The sequence below is a fragment of the Burkholderiaceae bacterium DAT-1 genome (assembly GCA_019084025.1).
In the GTDB taxonomy this organism is placed as follows: Bacteria; Pseudomonadota; Gammaproteobacteria; order Burkholderiales; family Chitinimonadaceae; genus DAT-1.
In genome coordinates this window covers 170153-195470 of sequence record JAHRBI010000001.1, presented here as the reverse complement: position 1 = coordinate 195470, position 25318 = coordinate 170153, and the positions used below count along the sequence as shown (strand labels likewise).

At 55.4% G+C, this 25318-nt stretch carries 16 protein-coding genes and 1 pseudogene; 8 read left to right on the top strand and 9 right to left on the bottom strand.

What is annotated here, in order from left to right:
* Window positions 1-44 precede the first annotated feature (44 nt).
* Window positions 45-421, top strand: a pseudogene (locus KSF73_00840) (copper uptake system-associated protein).
* A gap of 43 nt (window positions 422-464) precedes the next feature.
* A complete protein-coding gene (locus KSF73_00835) occupies window positions 465-2378 on the top strand; it encodes a TonB-dependent receptor (GenBank protein MBV1774251.1) in 1914 nt (637 codons plus the stop codon).
* Between the two features lie 62 nt (window positions 2379-2440).
* On the opposite strand, the gene KSF73_00830 is transcribed toward KSF73_00835, so the two are convergent.
* From KSF73_00830 to KSF73_00820, 3 genes are all read right to left on the bottom strand, one after another.
* Window positions 2441-2896, bottom strand: a complete 456-nt coding sequence (locus KSF73_00830; protein ID MBV1774250.1) for a four-helix bundle copper-binding protein — start codon at window positions 2894-2896, stop codon at window positions 2441-2443.
* A gap of 119 nt (window positions 2897-3015) precedes the next feature.
* Window positions 3016-9270 carry a hypothetical protein gene (locus KSF73_00825; GenBank protein ID MBV1774249.1) on the bottom strand — a complete coding sequence of 2085 codons (6255 nt, stop codon included), beginning with the start codon at window positions 9268-9270 and terminating at the stop codon, window positions 3016-3018.
* 234 nt (window positions 9271-9504) lie between these two features.
* Window positions 9505-11355, bottom strand: coding sequence for a M2 family metallopeptidase (locus tag KSF73_00820; protein ID MBV1774248.1), 1851 nt, complete (start codon window positions 11353-11355; stop codon window positions 9505-9507).
* A gap of 240 nt (window positions 11356-11595) precedes the next feature.
* Here KSF73_00820 and KSF73_00815 point away from each other — a divergent pair, with 240 nt between their 5' ends.
* Window positions 11596-12663, top strand: a complete 1068-nt coding sequence (locus KSF73_00815; GenBank protein ID MBV1774247.1) for a transporter — start codon at window positions 11596-11598, stop codon at window positions 12661-12663.
* A gap of 121 nt (window positions 12664-12784) precedes the next feature.
* Window positions 12785-13414, top strand: coding sequence for a chalcone isomerase family protein (locus tag KSF73_00810; protein ID MBV1774246.1), 630 nt, complete (start codon window positions 12785-12787; stop codon window positions 13412-13414).
* A gap of 17 nt (window positions 13415-13431) precedes the next feature.
* Here the strand turns inward: KSF73_00810 and KSF73_00805 are convergent, their stop codons facing one another.
* Window positions 13432-13635, bottom strand: coding sequence for a hypothetical protein (locus tag KSF73_00805; protein ID MBV1774245.1), 204 nt, complete (start codon window positions 13633-13635; stop codon window positions 13432-13434).
* On the opposite strand from KSF73_00805, the gene KSF73_00800 reads away from it, so the two are divergent.
* From KSF73_00800 to KSF73_00790, 3 genes are all read left to right on the top strand, one after another.
* The gene (locus KSF73_00800) at window positions 13634-14209 is read left to right on the top strand and encodes a GNAT family N-acetyltransferase (protein ID MBV1774244.1); all 576 of its coding nucleotides are present in this window, start codon (window positions 13634-13636) and stop codon (window positions 14207-14209) included. The two genes, KSF73_00805 and KSF73_00800, sit on opposite strands and share 2 nt — an antisense overlap.
* Before the next feature lie 100 nt (window positions 14210-14309).
* Window positions 14310-16364 carry a M13 family metallopeptidase gene (locus tag KSF73_00795; GenBank protein MBV1774243.1) on the top strand — a complete coding sequence of 685 codons (2055 nt, stop codon included), beginning with the start codon at window positions 14310-14312 and terminating at the stop codon, window positions 16362-16364.
* Between the two features lie 163 nt (window positions 16365-16527).
* Window positions 16528-18963: a HAMP domain-containing protein gene (locus tag KSF73_00790; GenBank protein MBV1774242.1), complete on the top strand. Its 2436-nt coding sequence runs from the start codon at window positions 16528-16530 to the stop codon at window positions 18961-18963.
* Here the strand turns inward: KSF73_00790 and KSF73_00785 are convergent.
* On the bottom strand, window positions 18960-20021 hold the full coding sequence (locus KSF73_00785) for a serine endopeptidase (GenBank protein ID MBV1774241.1): 1062 nt from the start codon (window positions 20019-20021) through the stop codon (window positions 18960-18962). The genes KSF73_00790 and KSF73_00785 overlap by 4 nt on opposite strands.
* Before the next feature lie 142 nt (window positions 20022-20163).
* Between KSF73_00785 and KSF73_00780 the strand changes: the two genes are divergently transcribed.
* Window positions 20164-20640, top strand: a complete 477-nt coding sequence (locus KSF73_00780; protein ID MBV1774240.1) for a hypothetical protein — start codon at window positions 20164-20166, stop codon at window positions 20638-20640.
* Here KSF73_00780 and KSF73_00775 read toward each other — a convergent pair.
* The 4 genes from KSF73_00775 to cysD all read right to left on the bottom strand — a co-directional run bounded on the left by KSF73_00775 (window position 20627) and on the right by cysD (window position 25155).
* Window positions 20627-21475, bottom strand: coding sequence for an NUDIX domain-containing protein (locus KSF73_00775; GenBank protein ID MBV1774239.1), 849 nt, complete (start codon window positions 21473-21475; stop codon window positions 20627-20629). The genes KSF73_00780 and KSF73_00775 overlap by 14 nt on opposite strands.
* A gap of 117 nt (window positions 21476-21592) precedes the next feature.
* Window positions 21593-22456 carry a hypothetical protein gene (locus tag KSF73_00770; GenBank protein MBV1774238.1) on the bottom strand — a complete coding sequence of 288 codons (864 nt, stop codon included), beginning with the start codon at window positions 22454-22456 and terminating at the stop codon, window positions 21593-21595.
* A gap of 321 nt (window positions 22457-22777) precedes the next feature.
* Window positions 22778-24217, bottom strand: a complete 1440-nt coding sequence (gene cysN / locus KSF73_00765) for a sulfate adenylyltransferase subunit CysN (GenBank protein MBV1774237.1) — start codon at window positions 24215-24217, stop codon at window positions 22778-22780.
* Entirely contained in the window at window positions 24217-25155 is a 939-nt protein-coding gene (cysD, locus tag KSF73_00760; protein MBV1774236.1) for a sulfate adenylyltransferase subunit CysD, read from the bottom strand. Before cysD ends, cysN begins: the two co-directional genes overlap by 1 nt.
* Between the last annotated feature and the right edge of the window lie 163 nt (window positions 25156-25318).

Sequence of the window (25318 nt, the reverse complement as noted above, 5' to 3'; positions counted from 1 at the left end):
TGCCGCTTTGGTGCTGGCTGCGCTTTGCTGCATGCCCGTATCCCATGCTGCGACTGCCAACGAGGCGGGCGAGATTCGCCAGTTGATCGCACATACCTATGATCGTCCGGATGCCCGGGTCGAAATCGATCCTGTGGTGCATACCGCTGCCTATGCGCTCGCCGATTGGATTCAGGGCAGTCACGGTGGCCGGGCGCTGTTGCGCAAGGATCGTGGCAAGTGGGCGATCGTGGCATGTGGCGGGGATGGCTTCAAAGTGCTTGCACAGCTGAAGGATGCCGGCCTGCCGGAATCTGATGCCAAGACTTTGATTCAGCAGCTGAATGAAGCGGAAAAGCGATTCGATCCGGCGCGTGTCCGGCAGTTTTCATTATTCGGCAGCCCTCAGGTAGACCATTCACACCATCAAGCGCATCACTAATTTACAGCCTAAGAGCGAATCCATTATGTTCAAGCTTCACCCCATGACACTTGCGCTGTGCGCAATCACGCTGCCTGCAGTGGCAGAGATACCTGCTTCGACTCCCAACGTGCAGACGGTTGATACGATTGAAGTCATCGCCCGGCCGATTGTCGAGGACATTCGTCTGGATGCATTTTCCGGTACATCCGCAGTGGTCAGTGATAAGCAGCTGAGAGACCAAAATGCGGTGGATGCCGCTTCCGCGTTGCGGCGAACGCCCGGCGTACAGATTTCCCGCTACAACCCGGTGGGGGCGTTTGGCGGAGATCAGGGGGGCGCAGTGTTTATTCGCGGGATGGGCGTGAGCCGTCCGGGAAGCGAAATCAAAACCTATATTGATGGCGTGCCGTTTTATATGGGGCTGTGGAATCATCCTTTGCTGGATTTGCTACCAATTAACGGGATGCAGTCGGTTACGGTTTTTAAAAGTCCGCAATTGCAGTTAAATGGGAATCATTTTGCATCCTTGAATCTGACGTCTCGCCGTGCAAGCACCGAGGGATTTCAGGGGGATGCACGCCTGTCAGCGGGTAGCTTTTCGACGGTCGTAGAACAGGCGACCTTGCTTGGTAAGCAAGGCGATACTGACTTTATGCTGGCACAAGGATATGCGCGTTCGGATGGACACCGAAACGGCGCTAACGGCAAGCTGGCGAATGTCATGGGCAGGTTTGCCTACAGGCTGGATGATCACTGGGCAATGGCCGTCCACTTACTCAGTGTTGACAATACCGCCAGCGATCCGGGTGACGAGCGGGCCGCACCTATAGCCGTTCATCCTGAGTACGTTACGCGTGCCACGCTGGCATCGGTGCAGATGTCGCATCAGCATGGCGACTGGTCTGGCGAAGTGAAGGTATACCGCAATCAAGGGGATGGCGATTGGCTCAATCAACCCGCTCAAGATGGCGATACGCTGAGCCACTTCACCATGAATGGATTGCGCTGGAAAGAATCTTTGCAGCCTTGGCAGGGTGCCTTGCTCATGGCTGGCGTGGATTATGAACGGCTAGGCGGAGAGGCACAGTTCAAGCGCATTGCGCCGGCGCCGCAAGCCCGATTTACCGCGCCTGACTTTACCCGTACATCGGTGTGGGCGGCGTTCAGTCAGCAATTGCAATTGAATGATCAGTGGCAGGTGATTCCATCGGCTGCAATCCGGCACGATAGCCACAATGTGTTCAAGTCCGCCTCCAGCGGGCAATTCGGCGTATCACTGGTGTCTGACAGTACTACCCTGTTTGCCAATGTGTCCAAGGGCATCAATTACCCCGGCCTTGAAACGCCTTTACTGGCGTCGCTGATTCCGCCGCTTGGCGAGAGCTGGAAGCAGCTGGAGCCGGAAACCCTTCAGCATGCGGAAGCCGGCATCCGCCTGAAACCGGAATCAGGCGTACAACTGGATCTCAGCCTGTTCTCGGACAAGGTGGAGCATCGCTATGTATTCGGCTTTCCGCCGGATGTGCCGCCGCCACCACAATTCATCAATCTGGGTGCCTATCGCATGAAGGGGCTCGAGGCATCGCTGCGCTATACGCTGTCCCGAGAGTGGTCGGCTTTTGCCGGTTTCACGCGGCTGAGTCCGGATATCGATCATCTGCCCTATACCCCTTCGCGCGCACTGACGCTTGGTGTCAATGGCAAAGTGGGTGTGGTGTCGGTTGCGCTGGATGCGCAATACCAGTCTGAGGTCTGGGCACTGAATCGTGCCCGATTTGCCGGTGCGGTCAATACCGAACAGGTAGGCAGCTTTACGGTGGCCAATGCGCGGGTTGCCTATCCAATGGCCGCGCTGGGCAAGACGGGTGAAATCTTTGTTTCAATTGAGAATATGTTCGACAGGCATTATGGCTATCGTCCCGGCTATCCTATGCCGGGACGATGGGCGCAACTGGGGGCAAGTGTGTCGTTCTGATGATCGATACGCTTTACCTTGAGGGGCGATAGGGGACATGCTGTGAAGGTAGCATGTCCACTTTAAGCCTTGGCGACAGCCTCACACTGCTTGATGCACTCGGTACAGGCTTCGCGGCAGGCTTTGCAGGTATTGTGATGGTTTTCGTGCTTTTTGCACTCGGCCTCACAGGCCTTGCAGGCTTCCAGTGCAACCTTGGCAAGTGCTGGCGTCAGCGGAGATTGCTGCGAAGCGAGTTTTTGCAGCGCGCCACACAGGGCCAGCATCTGATTGGCTGTGGTGGCGCAAGGTCCCATCGATCCGTCACCATCGGCCATCAGCTTGATGCAGTGTGCCAGACAGGCCTCACCGGCCATCAGGCAATGGGCGGTGCTGTGGATCAGCGCAGCGTAGGGGTTGCCACCGGATTCAGCTTCGTGGTGATGGTGTTTGTGCTTGTCTGCGGCGTCTGCAGCATGTACAGCTAGAGAAGAAACGGCGAGGGCAACAGAGCTTTGAAGCAGGGTGCGACGGTTCATTGCGGCATCTCCTTGAGTAATTTCATCAGGATACTGGTGCTTGGTGCAATTCGCCAGTTGCATACAAAAGGAAAGGCAGCCATCCGATTGGTTGGCTGCCTGAGGCGCATGGGGTGCCATCAAAACATCAAATGTACCCCGTTCTGAACCAGCACCTGTGCATCTCCCTGCTGGAAGACCTGATAGTGCACCTGATCAATCATTACCGACCCTGCATGATGCCAGTTGCCATCGGCCAATTGCAGGGTGTGCGCTTGGGTACCTTGCACGATCATCTGCTGGGTGGCACTACTTCCGGTTGCATGTACGGTTGGCGTTGAACCAAAGTGCAGCACGTCTCCCGCGTTCAGGCTCACCAGTGCCTGACCGGATTTCAGCTCCAGTTGTCCCAGTGACCCGGCATTACCGGCGGTGCGTTCGAGTTCGGCGAGACTGGCCGTTTGCAGCCCAAGCTGCTTGTCCCAGCTATCTGGCAGGGACAGCGTGCGCCCATCGTGTGGTGTGGCATGCGCAGCCAGGCTACTATTGAGCTTATCCAGCATGCTTTGTATACCGAGCGAACCTGCCCCGTTGCCCATTACATTGTTTAGCTCCCCGTTGTGTACCGCGGTGCCCGTCAGCGTTGAACCATCATGGCTCGCGCCCGAGGTGGCATTACTTTGTGCAAGCAGGCTCTGGATGCTGAATCCATCCTCGCTACCGGCCAGCAGGCTTTGCTGGCTCATCAGCAATGTGCCAGCTGCAACCAGGCCGGATGGCTTGAGCAGGTTGGCGTCGATAATGGCCTGTTGAGCCGCACTCATGGCGTTGTAATCGGCGACCGAGAAGCCCTGTGACTGTACTTTGCCCAGTACGCTCAATTGTGTCGTCGATAGCATCACGACTTCGGCAGTGGTCAGATTGCCGATCATCTGTGAGCTCAGTCCGGTCAGTTGTGTGGTGGTCAGGATCGACATTTCAGTGGTTGTCAGCGACTGCAGCTGGCTGGCGCTGAGGTTGTTCAGCTGTGCTGCCGTGAGCGATGTGAACTGCGAGGTGTTCAGCAGAGCAAACTGCGCACCGCTAAACCCGCTTACCGCTGCTGTATTCATGCTCATCAGCTGTGTGGTGGTCAGTGCGGCGAGCTCGGCTGTGGTGAATGCTTGTAACTGCTGACCATCCAGTGCATTCAGCTCGACGCTGGTCAGGCACACGACTTGCGCGGTGGTGAGCGAGGCCAACTGAGTGAGGCTCAAGCTGGTGAGGGTGGCGGTATTGATGCCCGCGATCTGCGCTGTGGTCAGGGCAGCGACCTGTCCTGTTGAGAGCGCGGTCAACTGCGGGGCTGCCAGCGCATTGAGTTGCACGGTACTTAAAACAGTAAGCTGCGTGGTGGTGAGCGCCGCAAGCTGACTACCCAGCATATTCCCGACCGCGCTCGAGTTCAGCGCCGATACCTGCGCCGTGCTGAGAGACTGCAGGTCTACGCTGTCCAGCGCACGGATCTGCAGCACGTCCAGTGTATTGAGGAAGGTCGTATTCAGTGTCACCAGCTGTGCGGTAGACAGTGCCTCAATCTGTGCCACATTGAAGTTGCTGATCGTCTGCGTGGTGAAGGCATTCAGTTGTGCAGCCGTCAGCGCGGCGATATCGGCAGTCGACAGCGCACGCAACTGGGTTTGCGACAAGGCATTGATACCTTGCGTGCTTATGACGCTCACCTGCATGGTTGAAAGGGCTGCAATCTGCTGGGTATTCAAGTTACTCACTGCCAGCGAATTCAAAGCCTTGATCTGGTTGCTGCTCAGTACGGCGATGTCGGTGGTTTCAATGGCTCGCAGCTGCCAGTCCGCCAGATTATTCAGGCTAGTAGTACTGAGTGCCTGTACCTGTGTGGTCGTCAATGCAGCAATCTGATCCTGGTTGAGGTTACTCAGGGTGCTGGTGCCAACGCGCGCAATCTGTGTCGTACTCAAGGCTGCGATATCGGTGGTGTTGATGGCCTGCACTTGCCAGTACTGCATGGCGTTTAAGGCTGAGGTGGTCATGGACTGGATCTGGCCGGTAGTCAGCGCGGCAATCTGATCCTGAGTGAGTGCTCCCAGTGCGGTTGAGCCAATTTTGCTGATCTGCTGTGTTGTCAGCACGGCAACATCACCCGTTTCCAAAGCAGCGATTTGTGTGGCGGTCAGCACATTCAGGCCAATGGCACCCAATGAAACCACCTGCTGCGTATTAAAGGCCGCGACTTGATCCTGTGTCAGGCTTTGTAGCAAGGTGAGATTCAAGCCATTAATCTGCGCAGTCGTCATCACATTGATTTCGCTGGTCAGCAGACCTTGCAGCTGGCTGACATCCAGCGCGTTCAGGCTGAGGGTCGATAGTGCCTGAACCTGTGCGCTATTGAGTGCATCCAATTGGTCAATGCTGAGGGCCGGCAGGAGCGCAGTATTCAGTACCGCAATCTGTGCGGTAGTCAGCGCGGCAATCTGATCTGTATGCAGTGCATGCAGCTGGGTATTGCCCAGGCTCAGCAAATCGGTGGTGGTGACAGCAGCAACCTGTGCAGTATTCAGGCTGACCAGTTGATCGGTATTCAGGCTGGCCAGCTGGGTGCTGGTCAGAGCGACGATCTGTGCCGTGTTGAGTGCGTTGATGGCGCTGCTGTTCAATACCTGCAATTGCGTCGTACTGAGTGCCATGATGCTGGCGGTGTTGATAGTTGCGAGCTGGCTGCTCAGCAGGGTTTGCACCTGTGTCAGATTCAAGCCAGCAATCTGCGCAGTGTTGAATACCGAGATCACCTGAGTGCTCAACCCCTGCAACTGCGTGCTGTTTAGTACATTCAGCCCGGTCGCGCTAAGCGCGGCCACCTGGCTGCTATTGAGGACATTGAAGTCCGCTGCGGCAAGCCACGACACCGTGGCCGTATTGAGTGCGGCAATCTGTGCAGTGGTCAGACCGCTGACTTGTGCGGTGAGCAAGGTCTGAACTTGCGTCTGGCTCAGCTGGCCGATCTGAGCGGTCGATAATGCCGCGATTTGGGCGGTGGACAATGATTGCAGCTGTGCAGAATTCAGACAATTCAGTGCACCCGAGCTCAAGGCGCTCATCTGTGTGGTGGTGAGGGCATCCAGTTCTGCGATCAGTAGATTGCTGACGGTCGTGGTATTTAGCGTGCCCACCTGGCTATTGCTGAGCGCGGCGATCTGACTGGTCAGGAAGGATTGCAGCTGCGTCGTGGTGAGTGCGTTCAGATCCGTCGAGTTGATCGCGCTGATCTGAACGGTAGTCATCGCCTGAATATCGGCAGTCGACAAGTAACCCAGTGTCACCGTATTCAGTGCAGCGATCTGGCTGCTGGCCAGTGCGGCAAATTGCGAGGTGAGTAGATTGGCAATTTGGGCGCTATTCAGACCTGCGATCTGGGCATTGGTGAGGCTTGCAATCTGATTGCTGTTGAACAATTGCAGCTGCGCGGCACTGAGCGCATTCAGATCAACCGTATTCAATCCCGGCAAATCCTGGGTGGTCATGGCGCTGAGTTGCATGGTTGTCAGTGACACAATTGCCGTACTGCTCATGGCGCCAAATTGCGTAGCAGTCAGGCTGGTCAGTTGATTGGTATCCAGCACTGCCAGCTCCGCCGTGGTGAGATTGGCAATCACAAATGTCGATAAGCCGGGCAGCTGATTGGTGTTGAGTCCAGCCATCTGACTGGTGAGCAAGGACTGCAGCTGCGTGGAGTTAAGCCGATTGAGCTGGCTGGCGCTCAGGGCGCTCAGTTGATTGGTGGTGAGCGCCGTCAGCTCGGATGCATCCAGCGTAGTGATCACCATTGAATTCAGCGATCCAACTTGCGATGTTGTCAGCAGTTGCAGCCCGGTCGTGGTGAGGCCATCAATATTAGTGCTGTTCAGGGCAGCAATCTGGGCGGCAGTAAGGGCACCGATTTGCGCACTGTTCAGGATGCCAAGCTGTGCAGAGGTGAGCATCACCAACTGCTTGCCGGTCAGGGCTGCAATCTGGGTCGTCTGGAAAGCCTGAATGTCCGCGGTACCCAGGCTCACCAGATCATCCGTGGCAATGGCTGCAGTTTGTACGGCAGTCAGTGCGGAAATTTGAGCTGTCGTGAGGGCGCTAAAGGCGGTGGTGTTCAACGCAATGATTTGGCTAATCGATAGCGAGGCAATCTGATTGCTATTGAAAAGTTGTAATTGGCTGGCTTGCAGCGCATTCAGGTTAGCACCGGAAATGGCTCCCATCTGCATGGTTGTTAGTGCAGCAAGCTGACTGTTGCTGAGGCCGGTAAAGGCCTGTGTGCTGAGTGCGGCAATCTGGGAAGTTTTCAGCGCGGCAATCTGGCTGGTCGGCATGATTTGCAGCTGCGTGGTGGCCAGATTGTTCAGAACGATACTATTCAGCGCCAGTGTCTGGCCGGTGGTGAGCGCCGCCAGTTGCGTCGTATTGAAGTTATTGATGCTCAGGCTGGTGAGGCCATAAATCTGCCGTGTGGTGAGCGCTGCAATTTCCGCCGTGGTCAGCGCCTGAATCACATTGCTATCCAGCGCATTCAGCACTGTGCTGCGAATCGCGGCAATATCCACGGTTTCCATTGCCTGTAATTCGGTGGCAGTCAGGCTGCTCAAGGTCGCTGCAGACAAGCTGGCCACCTGAGTGGTGGTTAGTGCGGCAATCTGGCTGGTAAGCAATGTTTGCAGCAAACTGGTATTCAAATTGGCAAGCTGACTGCTTGTCAGCGCTGCGATTTCACTGGTGGTAAATGCCGCGAGTTGATTGGATTCCAGGCTATTCAGACTGGCAAGACTCAAACTGGCAATATGGGCGGTATTCAACGCGGCGACCTGAGCGGTGGTCAGCGCATCCAGCTGACTCAGACTGAGGCCCGCCAGCTGGCTGGTTTTCAATGCAGCAATCTGGCTGGTACCAAGGATCTGGATCTGGTTGCTGGATAAGCTGCTGACGCCCGATACCGATAGCCCTGCCATCTGGCTGGTGGTAAAGGCGGCGATTTGTGCTGTGGTCAGCCAGTTCAAGCTTTGCGTATTCAGGAGCGCCAGTTGCGTGGTACGCATGGCAGCAATCTGGCTGGTGCTCAGGGCATCGAGCTGAGATGAATTCAAGCTATTCAGCGCGGTGGTGGTGATCAGGCTAACCTGCGACGTGGTAAGCGAGCCTGCCAGCGTGTCGAGAATTTCACCCAATGCGCGCCCGGACAAACCGGCTAGCTGCCGCGTCGTCAGCGCGGTGACTTCTGCTGTGGTCAGATTGTTAATCTGTGCATCACTCAAGGCATTGAGCTGTGTAGTCGTCAGGGCGGCAAACTCACTCGTCGTCAGCGACTGAACTTGTGCCGTACTCAGTCCGGATAAGGCATTTGTATTGATGGCCGCAATCTGGCTGGTATTCAGGTTGGATAGCGCAGCAGTGGTGAGTGCGGACAGTTGATCCGAGCCAAGACCGAATATCTGGCGTGTGCTCAGCGCAGCAGTTTGTGCAGTGGTGAACACCTGCAATTGCGAGGCATTCATGCCGTTTAGCTGGGTCGACGTCAGCGCGCGGATTTGTGTTGCCGAAAAGGTATCGATCTGAGTGCTGTTCAGTAAGCTCAGATCGGCGGCGCTCAGTGCAGTCATCTGGGCTGTACTGAATACGGCGAGTTGCGCCGTGGTGAAAGCGGCAATCTGATTGTCGTTCATTCCGGCAATTTGTGCCGTCGTCAGGGCGGCGACATCTGCCGTTTCCAGAATCTGTAATTGCGAAGAGCTCAAGGCATTTAAGCCCTCTACCTTGAGTGCCGCAAACTCCCGTGTGGTCATTGCCTGCAGCTGTGCTGTCGTGAAATTGATGATGACGCTTGAGCTGAGCGCCGCGATCTGGTTGGTGGCCAGATTAGCGATTTGTGCGGTAGTCAGACTGTCGAGTAGGTCGGTATTCAGCGTATTGAGCTGGATACTATTGAGTGCCAGCAGCTGTTTGGTGGTGAGCGACACCAGCTGGCTAGTCCCCATGCCATTCAAGGTAAAGGTGCTTAGCTTATTAATCTGTGCTGTGCTGAGCGCTGCTACTTCTGTACTGGTCAGTGCTTGCAGTTGCACGCTGTTAAACCGCAGCAGCTGGCTGGTACTGAGGGACACCATTTCGCGGGTAGTGAGTGCTTGAATCTGCGCGGTGGTAAAGGCGGTAAGGCTATTACTGGTGAGTGCGACAACCTGCCGGGTATCCAGTGTCTGGATATGCGCTGTGTTGAGCGCCTGCGTCTGCGCCGAGTTCAGTAGCGAGATATCCAGCGTGGTAAACAGCGCAATCGACTGAGTCGACAATCCCGCAATCTGGGCGGTTGTGAGTGCAGGAATAATGGAAGTAGCAGCCATGGCAGATCTCACCGGGTTGGTTTCTTGCGTGTGCCGGAAAAGGGCAAACGCGCATGAACGGTGAGCTAACCGAGCAAGATGTGTTCCATCAGTGAACGATGGTGAAGTGCGGGCGATAATCGGTTGACGTCGATACCGGATGCCACGGTGGCAGGTGTCATGGCCGGCGTCGAACAGAGTACATAAAAAAGGCGACCTCGCTCGAGGTCGCCTTTGCCGGACGTATCGGACGAATTAAGACTTCACTTCCGGATCTGCCTTGGCCAGCTCGGCATTTTGTGCGTCGAGCCAGGTCTTGAGTGGCGCGAAGTAATCGATGATGGCGCTGCCATCCAGCTTGTCTTCGCCAGTCAGGGTCTTCAGTGCTTCCGGCCAGGGCTTGCTGGTGCCCAGGGTCAGCATGGCCTGGTACTTGGCACCTGCTGCCTTGTTGCCATAAATCGAGCAACGGTTCAGCGGGCCGCTGTAGCCAGCTTCCTTGCACAATGCACGCTGGAACTGGAATTGCAGGATGTGCGCCAGGAAGTAGCGAGCGTACGGCGTATCGCTGGCGACGTGGAACTTGGCACCTGCATCAAAGCCGCCTGCAGTGGCCGGAACCGGACGCTTCACGCCCTGATACTGTTCGCGCAGTTGCCACCACACCTTGTCGTAATCTTCCGGCTTCACCTTGCCACCGTACACTTGCCAGCGCCAGTTATCGACCAGATAGGCGAACGGCAGGAAGGCGATCTTTTTCAGCGCTTGTTGCAGCAGCGGGGTGATCTCGTCGCCTGCTTCTGCATTGGCATCCATCAGACCGATTTTCTTCAGGTATTCAGGGGTGATCGACAGCGCAATGGTGTCGCCAATGGCTTCATGGAAGCCATCGTTGGCACCGCCACGGAACAGGTTGGCTTGCTTGCGGTATGCCAGATCGTAGTAGATGTGGCCGAGTTCATGGTGAATGGTGATGAACTCTTCTTCGGTCGGGCGAATACACATCTTGATGCGCACGTCTTCCAGCTGGTCGATATCCCAGGCGGACGCATGGCAGACCACTTCGCGATCCTGCGGCTTCACGAACAGCGAGCGCTCGTAGAAGCTGGCTGGCAGCTTTTCCATGCCCAGCGAGGTGTAGAACCCTTCGCCGATCTTGACCATATCCTGCGCGCTGATCTTGCGCTCTTCCAGTACCTTGGACAGATCGTAATCGCTGCGCGTGGTGGAGGGCTTCAGGATCGGGTAGATGTTTTCCCAGCTCTGACTCCACATATTGCCGAACAGATGGGCCGGGATCGGGCCGGATGCCGGGACAACGTCATGTCCGTATGTCTGGCGCAGTTTGTAACGGGCATACTGATGCAGCGAATCGTAAAGCGGCTTTACCTGACGCCACACGCGCTCGACGTCCTCGCCAAATGCCTGCTCGGACATATCGTAACCGGAACGCCACAGCGCGCCATTGTCCTTGAAGCCCATTTCACGGGCACCCTTGTTGGCCAGCGAGACGTATTCGGCGTACTCTTTTTTGTAGCCGCGTGCCACATCGTGCCATCCCAGCCAGACTTCCTGCAGCTTGGCCGGATCACGGCTTTCGGCCAGCACCTTTTCCAGATCGCCCAGCGCCATGCACTTGCCAGCACTACCATCGGTGTTCTTCGGACAATACTTGCCCTTGCCGTAGGAGCCAGTCAGACCGGCGAGCAGGCGGGTAAAGCGCTCGCGCTCTTTGTCATCCGGCAGATTCAGGCTCAGTTGCAGCAGCTTCAGCTTGCGCGCGTAGTCGGTAGACAGCTTGACGCCATTGTAACGACGCGATGCCAGTGCGATCTCGCCCGAGGCCTTGATCAGCTGTTCCATCGCTTGCGAGGTAATGACTTCGGTATCGTCGGTGATGAAATTTTCAGCCACCCATTCGGCACGCTGTGCATTGATGCCGAGCTTTTCCAGACGTGCTTCGGCATCATTGATAAATTTTTCAGCTTCGGCGGCCGTGGGCTTGGCAGCGGCCAGTGCAGTGGCGGGTGTCGCCAGCGTCAGGCCTGCAGCCAGAAGTGCAGCGCGCAATACGGTGTTGCGCAGGGAGGTGGACTTGATGTTCACGGGGTGTCTCCGTCTACTTGGGATATAACCGCTGATTTTAACGGTTTAGGCGCATCCTTGGCATGTATTGATCACGAGCCAGGAAAAGTTGCGCAAAAGTATCAGTACACAAACCGCAGAAAGTCGGTATCTGTACACCGTCATCTTGTCAAACGATCAAGCAAGCATTTGCTTTGTATATGATTTCAGGTAAATTGCACACTTGTAATGTTTATATGCAGTCAATACGAGGACGACATGATGGCAGTGAAAGCACTCAGGGCTGGTGGGGCTCTGCTGGTTGCGGCGCTTGTAGGCGTAAACGCATCTGAAAACTACGATTTGCGCTATGCTCCGGGCGTAGGTGGTGCCGATATGTCCGCACCGATGGAGCCGGGCTGGGTCGTACAAACGCCGCTGTATTCGTATAGTGGCAGCATTGATCACACCTCCTTCAAATCGACCAATCTGGCTTTGCTGGGCGCGCCGATTGCCGGTACGGCCACGACAGCAATGGACAGCAAAATCCGCATCAATGTGGATGGCGTACTGCCACGCCTGACCTACCTGAGCAATACTCAGTTCCTCGGCGCCAACGTCGGTTTTACGGCGCTGCTGCCGCTCCTGCGTAAAAAAACAGATGTCAGCCTGAATGCTGTGAACACCAAGGTGGATGTGGCTGCGCTACAGGCATACGCGCCTAAAGTGAATGCAGCTGCGACCGTTTCTGGTCAGGCTGTCGCCGCAGCCAATTCCAACGCCAGTTCGGGTGTGGGTGATCTGGAGCTTGCACCTGTGCTGCGCTGGAGCAATGAAACCAGCCAGTGGATGTTTGTTCCGGCCGTGGTTCTGCCTACGGGTAAGTACGATGGCGACAAGGCAGCCAATCCGGGCTCGGGTAATTTCTACACCTTCCGTCCGCTGGTGCAGTACAGCTATATAGGCGACGGCTGGGATGTTGGTGTGCGAGCCTCCGTTGCTTTCAACAGCCGCAATCGCGATACCCATTTCCGCAATGGCAACTACATGAATCTGGACGCCGCCCTGATGCGTTCGGTGAATGATGCCACCCGTGTGGGTCTGGCTGCCTATGCCGTCTACCAGTTCACCGAAGATACCGTGAATGCACCTTCCGCGAATGCTGCCATGGCCGCGCGTCAGGATCTGACACTGGGCAAGAAGGGGTACGACTACGGTATCGGCCCGGAAATCGCCTGGATCAAGGGGGCCGGTGACTTTATGCTGGATGCACGCTATGTGCGCGAATTCGCGTCAGATAACCGTCCGCAAGGCGGCGCATTCTGGGTCAACCTGTCTGTTCCCTTCTAAGCTGAGCCGCGCTGCCTGAATACCGGGTGGCGCTTATGAAACCAGCGGGCATGCATCTTCCCCAGTGCATCCCGCTGTCGAGACCGCACTTTGTGCGTCTCCCCGGAAAGTGAGACACATCATGTTCATTCAATCACTGCTTCGTCATTTCAAGACTGCTGCATTGCTCTGTTTTGCGCTGCCCGTCGTGCATGCGGCGGTCGAACTGGATGGGATGTCCTTTGAGGACACCGTGACGGTCGAGTCTGTTAAATTGCAGCTCAATGGTGTGGGCTGGCGCAAGCGCGGATATAACAAGGTAGATATCTCCGGCTTGTATCTGCCGCAAAAAGCCACCACACTGGAAGCGCTCGAAGCCATGCCAGGTCCGAAGCGTATTCAGCTGGCGCTCTTGCAGGAAATCTCCGGCTCGACAGCCTCGCGCTATTTTCTGAATGATTTTGAAGCCTCTGCGACCAAGGAAGAGTTTGGTCAGGTGATCAATGAGGTATTCCAGATGGGTGCGATTTATAACTCGCTGCCTAAGATCAAGAAAGGCGATATCGTCGCGATCGATGTTATACCCGGAAAAGGCGTGTGCGCGACCATCAATGGCAATCCCATCATGGTACCCGGCACCAATACGCGTTACATCAATAGCGATTTAATGGGCAAGATCTTCCTGCGTATGTATGTGGGCGGAAAAACGCCAGCGGAGTTGCGCAACAACTTACTGGGTGTATCCCGAAGCATGCGTGACGCTGGCAAATAAGCTGAGTCAGTCCATTTTTACCTTAAAAGCGCCCGACCGAGTTCGGGCGCTTTTTTTGCCTGCCTTGCTGCACCGATATCATAAAGTGAACGAAAGCTGATCTGGCGCAATGCAAGGTGAAATGTAAATAAATATGAATGAATTGTAACGGGATTGAAATATTTAACTGTTACGCTGGATGCTGTGTAGTTTTCTATCCTGTCAGACAGGAGGTGGGCCATGAAGCCTATCCAGTCCCCCGTAGTGCAAGTCTGTCATCTTGCTGCTTCCGGTATGCAACTTCGGCACATTGCGCCAAGTGACTCCATCCTGATGGGTGCATTTATCGCCCGTCTCTCATACGCCAGTCGGTATTTTCGTTTCGGCGACGGCGACTTTTCCGCTTCGCGTCCGCAGCTGGATGCCTTATGCACGCCGGATCCGGATCAGGTCACCCACTTTGTGATGACATGCGATCGTGATGGTTCCTTACGTGTCATGGCATCAGCGCGATATGTCATCGATTCCGAGACGCAAACCGGCGAAGTGGCGGTTCTCATTTCAGATGACTGGCATGGCATGGGCGTGGGCAGCATCATGATGCAAGCGTTGATTGACAGTGCACGGTCACGTGGTTTGCGAGGACTGCTTGCGCGATGCTTGCGGAGCAATGATCGCATGATACGCCTGGCGGTTCGTCATGGATTTGTTCGCCTCACACCGGCTGATCATCCGATCCTGAACTACCGGCTTGCTATCGATACGCCGAAGGTGTGTCAGCCAGTTGTGCAAGTCAACACGCTGGTTCCGGGGTAGCCTCAGCAAATCTTGTACAGGATAACCTTCCCGTCGGTATACTGTTGTTTTGGCAATGTGCGCCAATACATAGACAGAATACCCATGGGAGGTTTATCCGATGCGTCGCCTCGTACTTGCCTTGTGTGCTGCAGGGCTCTACCCGCTGACCGCGTCTGCACTTGCTGCTGATGCGAGCGCAGACCAGCCATTTACTTCGTTGCCGTATACGCCCAGTCTGGATAACCAGTCGATGGATCGGACGGCGAATCCATGTCAGGACTTTTACCAGTACGCCTGCGGTGGATGGATCAAAAATAACCCTATTCCGTCAGATAAATCCAGCTGGTCGGTATACGGTAAATTGGCGCACGAAAACCAGCGCTATCTGTGGGGTATACTCGATTCGCTTTCCAAGCAAACCGAAGGCCGAACCGTCAGCCAGCAAAAAATCGGCGACTACTTTGGCGCGTGCATGGATGAGTCCGGTATTGAAAAGCGCGGACTCGCACCTGCACAGTCCATGCTTGATCAAGTTGCCGGGCTGAAAGATCGGCAAGTATTGCCAGCCCTACTGGCTACGCTGCATGGCCGTGGGGTGAGCGGGTTCTTCAATTTCGGCTCCGAGCAGGACTATACCAACTCTGACAATGTGATTGCGGGTGTGGGTGCCGGTGGCATTGGTTTACCCGAGCGCGATTTCTATCTGAAGACAGATCCCAAGTCGAAGGCGCTGCGCCTTAAATACATCCAGCACATTGAACGTGTACTGGTTCAATCAGGCACCAGCAAGGCTGCCGCCAAACGTGATGCAGCCGCGATTCTGGCACTGGAAACCCGTCTGGCCAAAGCGCAGCTGGGCGCAGTCGATCTGCGCGACCCATACAAGACATCGCATAAGATGGGGCTGGACAAGCTCAAGGCCATGACGCCCGCCTTTGCATGGGATCAATATCTGAAGCAACTGGGTGCGCCCGATTTTGCCGAGCTGAACGTCGGTCAGCCAGCATACATGAAGGCGCTGAATCGCGAACTGTCGAGTCTGCCGCTTGATGTGGTGCGGGCCTATCTGCGCTGGAATGTCATGCGTGCATCCGCGAGCAGCCTGACTGCCGCAATCGATCGTGAACACTTCGATTTCTATGGCACTGCGCTAATGGGTACGCCCAAGCAGGCACCACGCTGGCAGCGTTGCGTCCAGAATGTGGATAACCAGCTGGGTGAGGCATTGGGCAAGGAGTTCACTGATCGCGCCTTCACGCCAAAGCTGAAGGCAGACACGCAGAAAATGACGCGCCAGATCGAAGATGCAATGGAAGCCGATATTAAGGCGCTGAGCTGGATGAGTGACACAACCAAAAAGCGTGCGATCGAAAAGTTGCATGCGGTTGCCAACAAGGTAGGCTATCCGGATCGCTGGCGCGATTACAGCAGCGTCGAGATTCGCCCCGACGATTTCTTCGGCAACAGCGATCGTGCCACAGTCTTCGAAATTCGCCGCCAGCTTGCCAAGATTGGCAAGCCGGTTGATCGCAGCGAATGGAGCATGACCCCGCCGACAGTGAATGCCTATTACAACCCGCAGATGAACGATATCAACTTCCCTGCGGGCGTCTTGCAGCCGCCCTTGTACGACCCGAAGATGGATGACGCACCTAATTATGGCAACACAGGCTCGACCATCGGGCATGAGCTGACCCATGGCTTCGATGACAGCGGTCGCCAGTTCGATGGCAAGGGTAATCTCAAAGACTGGTGGGAAAAGGATGATGCCAAGGCATTTAACGAACACGCAGCCTGCATCGTTAAGCAATACAGCACCTACACCATTATCGATGAGCTGAAGATCAATGGCCGTCTGACTCAGGGCGAAGACATTGCCGATCTGGGCGGCTTGATTCTGGCCTGGATGGCCTGGAAGGCCGAAGTGGTCGGCCAGAATTTGCCCGATGTCGATGGTCTCACACCTGAGCAGCGTTTCTTCGTAGGCTATGCACAGTGGGCATGTGAAAATACCCGTCCGGAAACGCAGCGTGTGCATGCGCTGACAAATCCGCATTCACCGGGGAAATACCGTGTGAATGGTCTGATGGTGAATATGCCTGAGTTCGAGCAAGCCTTCGCCTGTCATAAAGGGGATGCAATGGTGCCGGAAAAGCGCTGCCGAGTCTGGTAAGCGCCGTGCTCCATCAACAACCCGCCAATATGGCGGGTTTTTTTATTGCCGTATATCCGGCGCAGGCGGAGGTGAAGTCTGCTCGTCTATGCTGATAGGACAACCGATTTTCCGGCTGTTCGGAGCGTTTTTACTGTCTATCTAGCTTTTCGAGACAATGGCCATGCAGACCTCAGGCACCCAGTTGCGTCAACGCTTTGCTGATTTGCCCATTCGGATCAAATTTCTTCTGCCCGCTATGCTGACCGCCGTGCTCATGCTGCTACTCGGCATCATGGCGCTTTACGGCATTCGCCAGCAGACATCGACCCTGAACTCGCTATTCGAAGAAGATTTCAAGCAATACGATCTAGTAAGTCAGTTCACACTGGAGCTAGGGCTGACGCGGAATAATCTTTATTCTTTGTCAGCCATGCTGCAAAGCAATGCAGATGCAGATAAGGCAAACAGGTTTGCTCAGGAACAGATTCAACGGCTCGACTTAGCCGCCAATCAGCTTGATACCTGGCAAAAGTCGAGTCTTTGGAGTAAAGCGGATCAAGCCAATATTGCGGTACTGGCTAAGGCGACGAAGGCCTTCCGTAAGGATATTACCGATGCGCTGGATATGGTGACAACAGACGTCAATATGACTGCAATGATGCTGCAATCGGCAGATACCACCTTCTCCGCATCGAATCGAGAACTGACTACACTCTTTGAGGATGCGCGAAAGGACATGAGTGCTCGGCGGGAGTCGAGCATTGCAGCCTCGCACAGTCTCACAATCTGGTTTTCCGTGTGGATGGTAGGCGCATTTGCGGTTGCCGTTTTGAGTGCCATTGCGCTGGTGAATGCCCTGCTGAAGCCGCTGAAGAAACTGCAGGAGACGATTGTCCGTGTAGAGATGCAAGGGGATTTTTCTCTGTCGGTTCCCATCGCTGCTCAGGATGAAATTGGCAAAACTGCTCAAGCATTCAATCACTTGCTCTCTTCCGTACAAGGCACACTGGCTGAAACTAATGAGGTGATGGCATCCGTGGCTTCGGGCGACTTCTCGAAGCGGATCGAAGTCGATGCGGTGGGTGATCTTGCAACATTAAAAACAAGCGTCAATGTATCTGTGGATACCCTTGATCTGTCGACCCGTGCGGTTGTGCAGGTCATGGATAGCTTGTCTCATGGTGACTTCTCGTCGCGTGTTGATCCGCGTGTGGCAGGTGATTTCCGTCGGTCAGTGGATCAGGCCATGTCAGTGATGGATACCATGATTGGCGATATTGGCGCGGTCATGGCGAAAGTGGCGCGCGGGGATATCAGCCATCGGGTGAGTGCGCAAGGCGAAGGCGCATTGGCGGCTTTGAAAGACAATATCAATTGCACTCTGGATGCCCTGCGTTGCCTCGATGAGATGGCACATGTTGCACGCGCGCTCGCCAAAGGCGATCTGGATCAGTCAATGACTGGCAGCTACCAAGGCGTATTTGCAGAGGTCAAGGTGGCCATGAATTCGACGGTGGCGAATCTGAAAGCCGTGCTTGAAGATATCGGCGATGTAATGGCGCAGTTGGCCAATGGCAAACTGGGTCAGCATGTGACGGCAACTGCAGAAGGGGAGCTTGCTGTACTAAAAGGCAATATCAATGCGTCTTTGGATGCCCTGCATTGTCTGGGTGAGCTATCGGTTCAGGCTGAAGCCATGGCCAAGGGGGATTTGTCGCGGACGGTCGATTCGCAGTATCCGGGTATATTCGGTGCAGTGAAGGACTCGCTCAATGAAACGGTGTACAGCCTCCGCGAGTTGATCGGTGGCATTCGAATTGCGGCAGACCGCATCAATGTAGCGTCTCAGGAAATTGCACAAGGCAATCAGGATCTGTCACGCCGAACCGAGCAGCAGGCGAGCAGCATTGAAGAAACCGCTACCAGCATGGAAGAGCTGAGCGGCACAGTCGGTCAGAATGCCGGCAATGCCACCATGGCGAGCGAAATGGCCATACATTCGCGGGAAGTAGCCGAGCAGGGCGGCAGTGCTGTCAGGCAGGTAGTAGAGACTATGGGCGAAATTGCTGCGTCATCACGCAAGATTGCTGACATTATCGGTGTCATTGATGGCATTGCCTTTCAAACCAATATTCTGGCCTTGAATGCGGCTGTTGAGGCCGCACGTGCAGGAGAAGAAGGCCGTGGCTTTGCAGTGGTGGCATCCGAAGTACGCAGTCTGGCACAAAGAACAGCTAACTCCGCTCGCGAAATCAAGCAACTGATCGAGGCGTCACTATCATGTGTAGAAGTCGGCCGCCATCAGGTGAATCTGGCGGGTGATACGGTTGAGGAAATTGTCGGCGGTATCGGTAAGGTCAGCGAAGCCATTGTCGAGATTGCCAATGCCAGCAAGGAGCAATCCGAAGGCGTGTCTCAGGTCACACAGGCGGTGGCCATCATGGATAAGGCCACCCAGCAAAATGCTGCCTTGGTAGAAGAGGCCACTGCCGCCGCCATCCAGCTTGAAACACAAGCCAATGAACTGGTGTCAGCAGTGTCGCGTTTTTCGCTCGGCAATGAGACGAATCGTCAATTGCCTCGTGGCGGACAGGTACCCCGACTCACGGTACGCTAGGCGGATGGCGAATCACTACGAGCGCCAGACGCAGCCGTACCGCATGCATGGCAGAAATGCGAAAATGCATTTTTACGCGTGTCGCAATGTGTGCAATGGTTAAACAAGCCAATGCCGCAATGCGGACAAAAATCAATGTGAGGATGTTTCAGATCTACAGCTCGCTCGCATCCGGGACACACGCCTTTTGTCATGCGTGCAAGTGCGGTGTCGTAGCTGAGTTCTTGGCGCCTGACCACATCTGGTTGCGACTCCGCGGCTTTTTGCTGTTCCAGATAGCGTTGCAGCGCATTGATGCTGCTGCGGCCTATTAGTACGGTCACAATAATCCCGACAATGTAGTGGACGTAACCGCCGTAACTGGGCAGATAAGGTACCAGTTCAATAAAGAAGGCACTCAGTGCAAACAGAATGAAGCCCCAGGCAAAGGGCCAGGAGGGGCTTTTGCGCTTGTTGCGGAACAGCCAGCCTGCGATGATCAGCAAGGGGAGTGTCAACGCGAGACGGTACAGGAAAACACGGAGTTCCTGATGCCGCTTGGCGGTGTACCATTGAACGCGGGCGACATCCTCCAGTTCGGCCAGTTGCCTGCGGGCATGATCCTGTGCCTGTGTTGCATCGAGCAGAATTTGTTGCTGTGATTCAACTCTGGCCTGCGTCGTCCGCTCGGTGGCCTTCAGTACATCCAATTCCTGTGTCCGCTTGATCACCTCCGGATCTTGCGAAGATTGCTCTGTGACATGACGTGTTGCCAGCCAATTACTGAAGGTTTCGCGTTTGGCGCTGACGTCGGCTTGTGCGGTCTGCCGTTTCAGTTGAGCTTGTGCCAGCGCTTCGTTCGCTGCAACGGTTTGTTTTTCTGCTTCCCGAATCGCGGCACGGGCAGCTTGTGTTGGCCCTGCTGGCATGAAAGACTCTAGCGACACGCCAGGATCAACCTTGGGAAGATCACTGACAATATTGCTGCCCAGCCCATTTAAAAATCCTGCAAATACAATTGCCACCAGCCACAAGCCACGCTGGAACCATTTTTCGGACAATCGAAGCGCTTTGCTCATGACATCCTCATATTTGGAGTAGATTGCCTAGTGTGGCATAAATTGTCCGGGCATTGCATACTGAAAAGACATGAAACACATATGACGGGCGCATTCTATGGATTGCTTGGCAAGATGTCTGACAATCGGTCTGCTTGGCTGTGTGCTGGCAGGGTGCGCAAGCACATCGTCCAAACGGCTCGGCAATGCAGCCACTACGCCACTGAGTGATATCAATCTCGTACGCGATGATATTCCACTGGTGCTTGCCTCAGCACGCCAGCAGCCCTATGCGCTGACTGACGAGCTGGCCTGTGACGCACTTGTGGCAGATGTGAAAGCGCTGGATGACGTATTGGGACCCGATCTGGATGCCCCGGAAAATCCGGATAAGCCAGGTCTGGTCGAGCGAGGTGGAGAGGAGGCCGAGAATGCGGCGATTGGTGCTGTTCAGCGCACGGCTGAGGGGTTGATCCCGTTCCGTAGCTGGTTGCGTAAATTGTCCGGCGCGGAAAAGCATTCGCGAGAAGTCTCAGCCTCGATCGCCGCGGGTACCGCGCGCCGGGCTTTCCTCAAAGGCGTGGCTCGCGGCAAGGGTTGCCCGGTTGCGTCACCCGTGGCCGCAGTTAAGCCCACTTGAGTTCGGGCATGCAAATGTCGGTGATGGCGATATCTGTCAACGCAGCATTCATGCGATTGAAGCGGGCGTAGACATTGAGTGGCGCCAATGCTTCCAGCTCCGCAGGTGTAAACCAGCGTAGCTCTGCGCTTTCATCATTGCTGACGTGAATGTCGCCAGACACCACCGTCGCCAGAAACAGAAATCCCCAGAATCGCAGCGAGTCGCCATTAGGGTAATTGATCCAGCCATCATCCCCAGTCGCGATCGATAACAGTCGATCCAGTTTTACGCGCAGACCACTTTCCTCGTACGTTTCGCGGATGGCCGCATCCATCGGTGTCTCGCCAATCTCCACGCAGCCACCCAGAATACTCCAGGTATGGTCGTCGGTGCGACGCTGCAAGAGGACTCGGCCTGTGTCATCCTGCACCATCGTACCTGCAGACGGGACAAACAAAAGGTCGTGTCCCACCTTCTTGCGGCATTGGCGCCAGTATTCATCCGCTTGAGCCGAGAGACCTGTACCCAGCATCGTGAATGGGAGTAGCCCGTTAAGCTGGTGAATGGCAGCTTTGAACTCGGCATCGTCGCGGATAACGGTTACATCGTCTTGCATCGACGATGTGCGATATACCAGTACGGTACGATGCTGTTGCGCCTCACCATCCAGATCAGTCAGTACGCCAACAAACTGTGCATCCAGGAAGTGGTCAGCTAATTCCGCCAGCACATGATCGTCCGGCTCCGGCTGAATGGTGGCGATCAGGCGATCCTGCGTGTCGATGATCCACAGCGCCAGTGCGTGCAGTGGGACATCAGGAAGTTGCGTGCGGAGATGGGTAAGGTAGTTCATGCAAGCCATGCTGACCAAGGGAGTTCGAGGACGGCATGATGCCGGAAATGCGGCGGGAGGCAAACCCGCCACATCGTGATGTGGCGGGATGATCAGGCTTAGAGGCGATGGATACGGTTAACGCTGAACATCCACCTCAATCGCCTTATTCCGATTGCTTGGGATAAAGACGGAGTGAATCTGGCTGATATCGCTGACATTCGGAATCTTATGATCGATTTTGGTGTAGGCGCCATCGCGTTCGAGCAGAACATAGGCTTCCCTGCGTACTGCGTCCACTACGATCAAATCTTTCGCGCCAATCCCGGAAAGACTCAGCTGATGATGACTGATCGATGGGCTGGCAGCTTGAATGCCCAGACTATAAAGATTCAGTGCGAGCTTGCTTGAGGGATTCAGCAGTGGCAGGTTGCATAGATTGGGTTTCGGGCAGGTGGAGGATTTGACCGTTACAGTGGCAACACGGGTGGTTGTGCCGCCATCGCCGGTACACGAAGCCGAGTACGTGGTGGTGCGTGCAACGTATACCTGTCCGATTGTGCCAGAGCAGCTGTTCGAGTTCTGCGCATTGGTCAGATACAGGGTCGTGTAGTCCGGGCCTGCGGAGAGCACACTGGGGCTTGCGTAATAGCTAAACGCGGGCACTTGCGGGCCGACAGTCAGGGAGGCTTGCGCAGAACCCGTATCATTTCCACCGCCAATATGATCAGTGCAGGTGACAGTGGCGTTCAGACTGTTGCTTGCCTGAAAAGTATAGGAACGGGATGGTCCAGAAATGATGCCGTTGAAACCGGGAACACCCTCGATGGTGCAGGTAATCGAGGCGCCAGTGACGGCAACAGATGCCTGATAGCTGAACGTAACGGATTGCCCGGGCGCTGCATTGGCAGGTGTGAATCTCGCAGCAACGGATTGTGCGAGAGCTGGGCTGCTGATGGCAGTGGCTGCAATAAGAGATGCAAATAAAGACGACAATTTCACTGCGTGACTCCTGTTTGGGTTAGGTACCAAAACTTGATCACGACTGCTCCGGTGCGGCCACTGAGCGTGCAGAGGCTTCACGCACCGCGCGCGCGATCACCTCGGCATCTGCAAGCATCGCAGCATGAAAGGTGATTTAGTGTAATTAAGCTACAAAATATTCATATCTGATATTTTTTACAGGTGCATCGATATTTCCGGTTGTAGGCGGAATTTCGGGCGTGTTGAACTACGCTCATGCGCCGGATATGTTGTCAAATAACAAAAAGCCCGCCAGGTGTTTACTTGGCGGGCGATTCTTGGGTGCAGGATGCCGAGTACTTATCGCTTCAACAGCGCACTCACATCCTTCGCTTCCCAGTGCGGAAAATACTTCCGCACCAGCGCATTCAGCTCGACTTCAAACGCCCGCAAGCGGGTCAGTTCATCCTGATCATCGGTGCTGCCTGTCGATTGCGCCGCTGCTGCAATCATTCCGGCACCCGCCGTGGCATTGCTCAAGCGGTCGATCACAATCAGGCTGCCAGTCGCCCGGCAGGCACGATAGGCATCGAATACCACCGGTGCATTCACCTGAATGCGGCATAGGCCGATTTCATTCAGGCTCAACTGGCTGGCTTCGCTTTCGTTCAGCGAGTTCACATCAATACGGCTCAGAATACGCTCGATGCGGCCCGATACCTGCTTGCCGGCAAGCTTGAACAGATATTCCTTGCCAGTTTCCAGTGGCGTTTCATTCATCCACACGATGTGTGCATCGAAGGCTTGTGAAACAGCCGGGCTGGATTCGCCCGTCCTGATGATCAAGTCGCCGCGCGAAATATCGATTTCATCTGTCAGTGTCAGTGTGATCGCTTCACCCGTGCCCGCGCTTGCCAGCTCACCCTCATAGGTCACCACGGCCTTCACCGTCGATTGCTTGCCCGATGGCAACACGGTGATCGCATCACCCGGCGCAATGCGACCGGAGGCGATGGTGCCGCAGAAGCCGCGGAAATCGAGATTCGGGCGATTCACATACTGCACCGGCAAACGGAAGGCATCGAGCGCGACATCGTGGTCGATCTGCACCGTTTCCAGCAGCTGCATCAGGGTCGGGCCCTGATACCAGGGGCTTTGCTGGCTGGCGTTCACCACATTGTCACCGCGCAGCGCCGAAATCGGCACAAAGCGGATGTCCGGGATAGCCAGCTGACCGGCAAAAGCCAGATATTCATCGCGGATACGGGTGTAGACGGCCTCATCAAAGTCGACCAGATCCATCTTGTTGATCGCCACCACCACATGCTTGATCCCCAAAAGACTCACGATAAAGCTGTGACGGCGGGTCTGGGTCTGCACGCCCCGGCGCGCGTCGATCAGAATGATGGCCAGATTACTGGTCGATGCACCTGTCGCCATATTGCGGGTGTACTGCTCATGACCCGGGCAATCGGCAATAATGAACTTGCGCTTGTCGGTGCTGAAGTAGCGGTAGGCCACATCAATGGTAATGCCCTGCTCACGCTCGGCCTGCAGACCATCCACCAGCAAAGCGAGATCAATCTCTTCGTCTGTGGTGTTGTACTTCTGCGAGTCGCGCTGGATCGCCGCCAGCTGATCTTCAAAAATCAGCTTGGAATCATGCAACAGGCGGCCAATCAGCGTGGACTTGCCGTCATCGACATTGCCGCAGGTAATAAAGCGCAGCATGTCCTTGTTTTCATGCTGTTTCAGATAAGCGAGGATGTCGCTGGCAATCAGGTCGGATTGGTGGCTCATTAGAAGTATCCCTCCATCTTCTTTTTCTCCATCGACCCGGCCGAGTCATGGTCGATCACGCGGCCTTGCCGCTCGCTGGTGGTGGCCAGCAGCATTTCCTGAATAATTTCCGGCAGTGTGCTGGCGGTGGACTCCACCGCGCCAGTCAGCGGATAGCAGCCAAGCGTACGGAAACGCACGGATTTGTGCTCGATGCTGGCCTGCTGCTCGGGTGTCAGATATTCGAGGATGCGATCATCATCGATCATGACCTGTGTACCGTTCAGGTTCACTACCGGGCGTTCCGCTGCGAAGTAAAGGGGCACAATCTCGATGCTTTCCAGAAAGATGTATTGCCAGATATCGAGTTCGGTCCAGTTCGACAGCGGGAACACGCGGATGCTTTCACCACGGTCGATGCGCGAGTTGTAGATGTTCCACAGCTCGGGGCGCTGGCTTTTCGGGTCCCAGCGATGATTGCGGTCACGGAAGGAATAGACCCGCTCCTTGGCGCGCGATTTCTCTTCATCCCGGCGGGCACCGCCAAAGGCCGCGTCAAAGCCGTACTTATTCAGCGCCTGTTTCAGACCTTCCGTCTTCATCACATCAGTATGCTTGGCCGAGCCCACGGTAAACGGATTGACGTTATTTTTCACGCCCTCTTCATTCACATGCACGATCAGCTTCCAGCCTTCCGCCGCCTGCTTTTCGCGCAGGGTGTACATATCGCGGAATTTCCACGTGGTATCTACATGCATCAGCGGAAAAGGGGGCTTGCCCGGCGCAAAGGCCTTCTTGGCCAGATGCAGCATCACAGCCGAATCCTTGCCGATCGAATACAGCATCACCGGGTTTTCGAACTCGGCGGCCACTTCGCGGATGATATGGATGGACTCGGCCTCCAGCTGGCGGAGGTGGGTCAGACGCTGGCTGTCCAGCTTCAGGGAAAGGTCAGTCATGCTCGGCGTATATTCCGTAGTCTGGCAGTCGGGGGGGCTGCGCAATCGGCAGCACAGGGCTGCGGAAGTGTTATTTAAACAGAGCGGACTGCGGAATATAAAAACCGATTAGATATATGTTTAAGGAATTTGAGACAGGTGGCACCGCCCTGAGCGAGTCAGG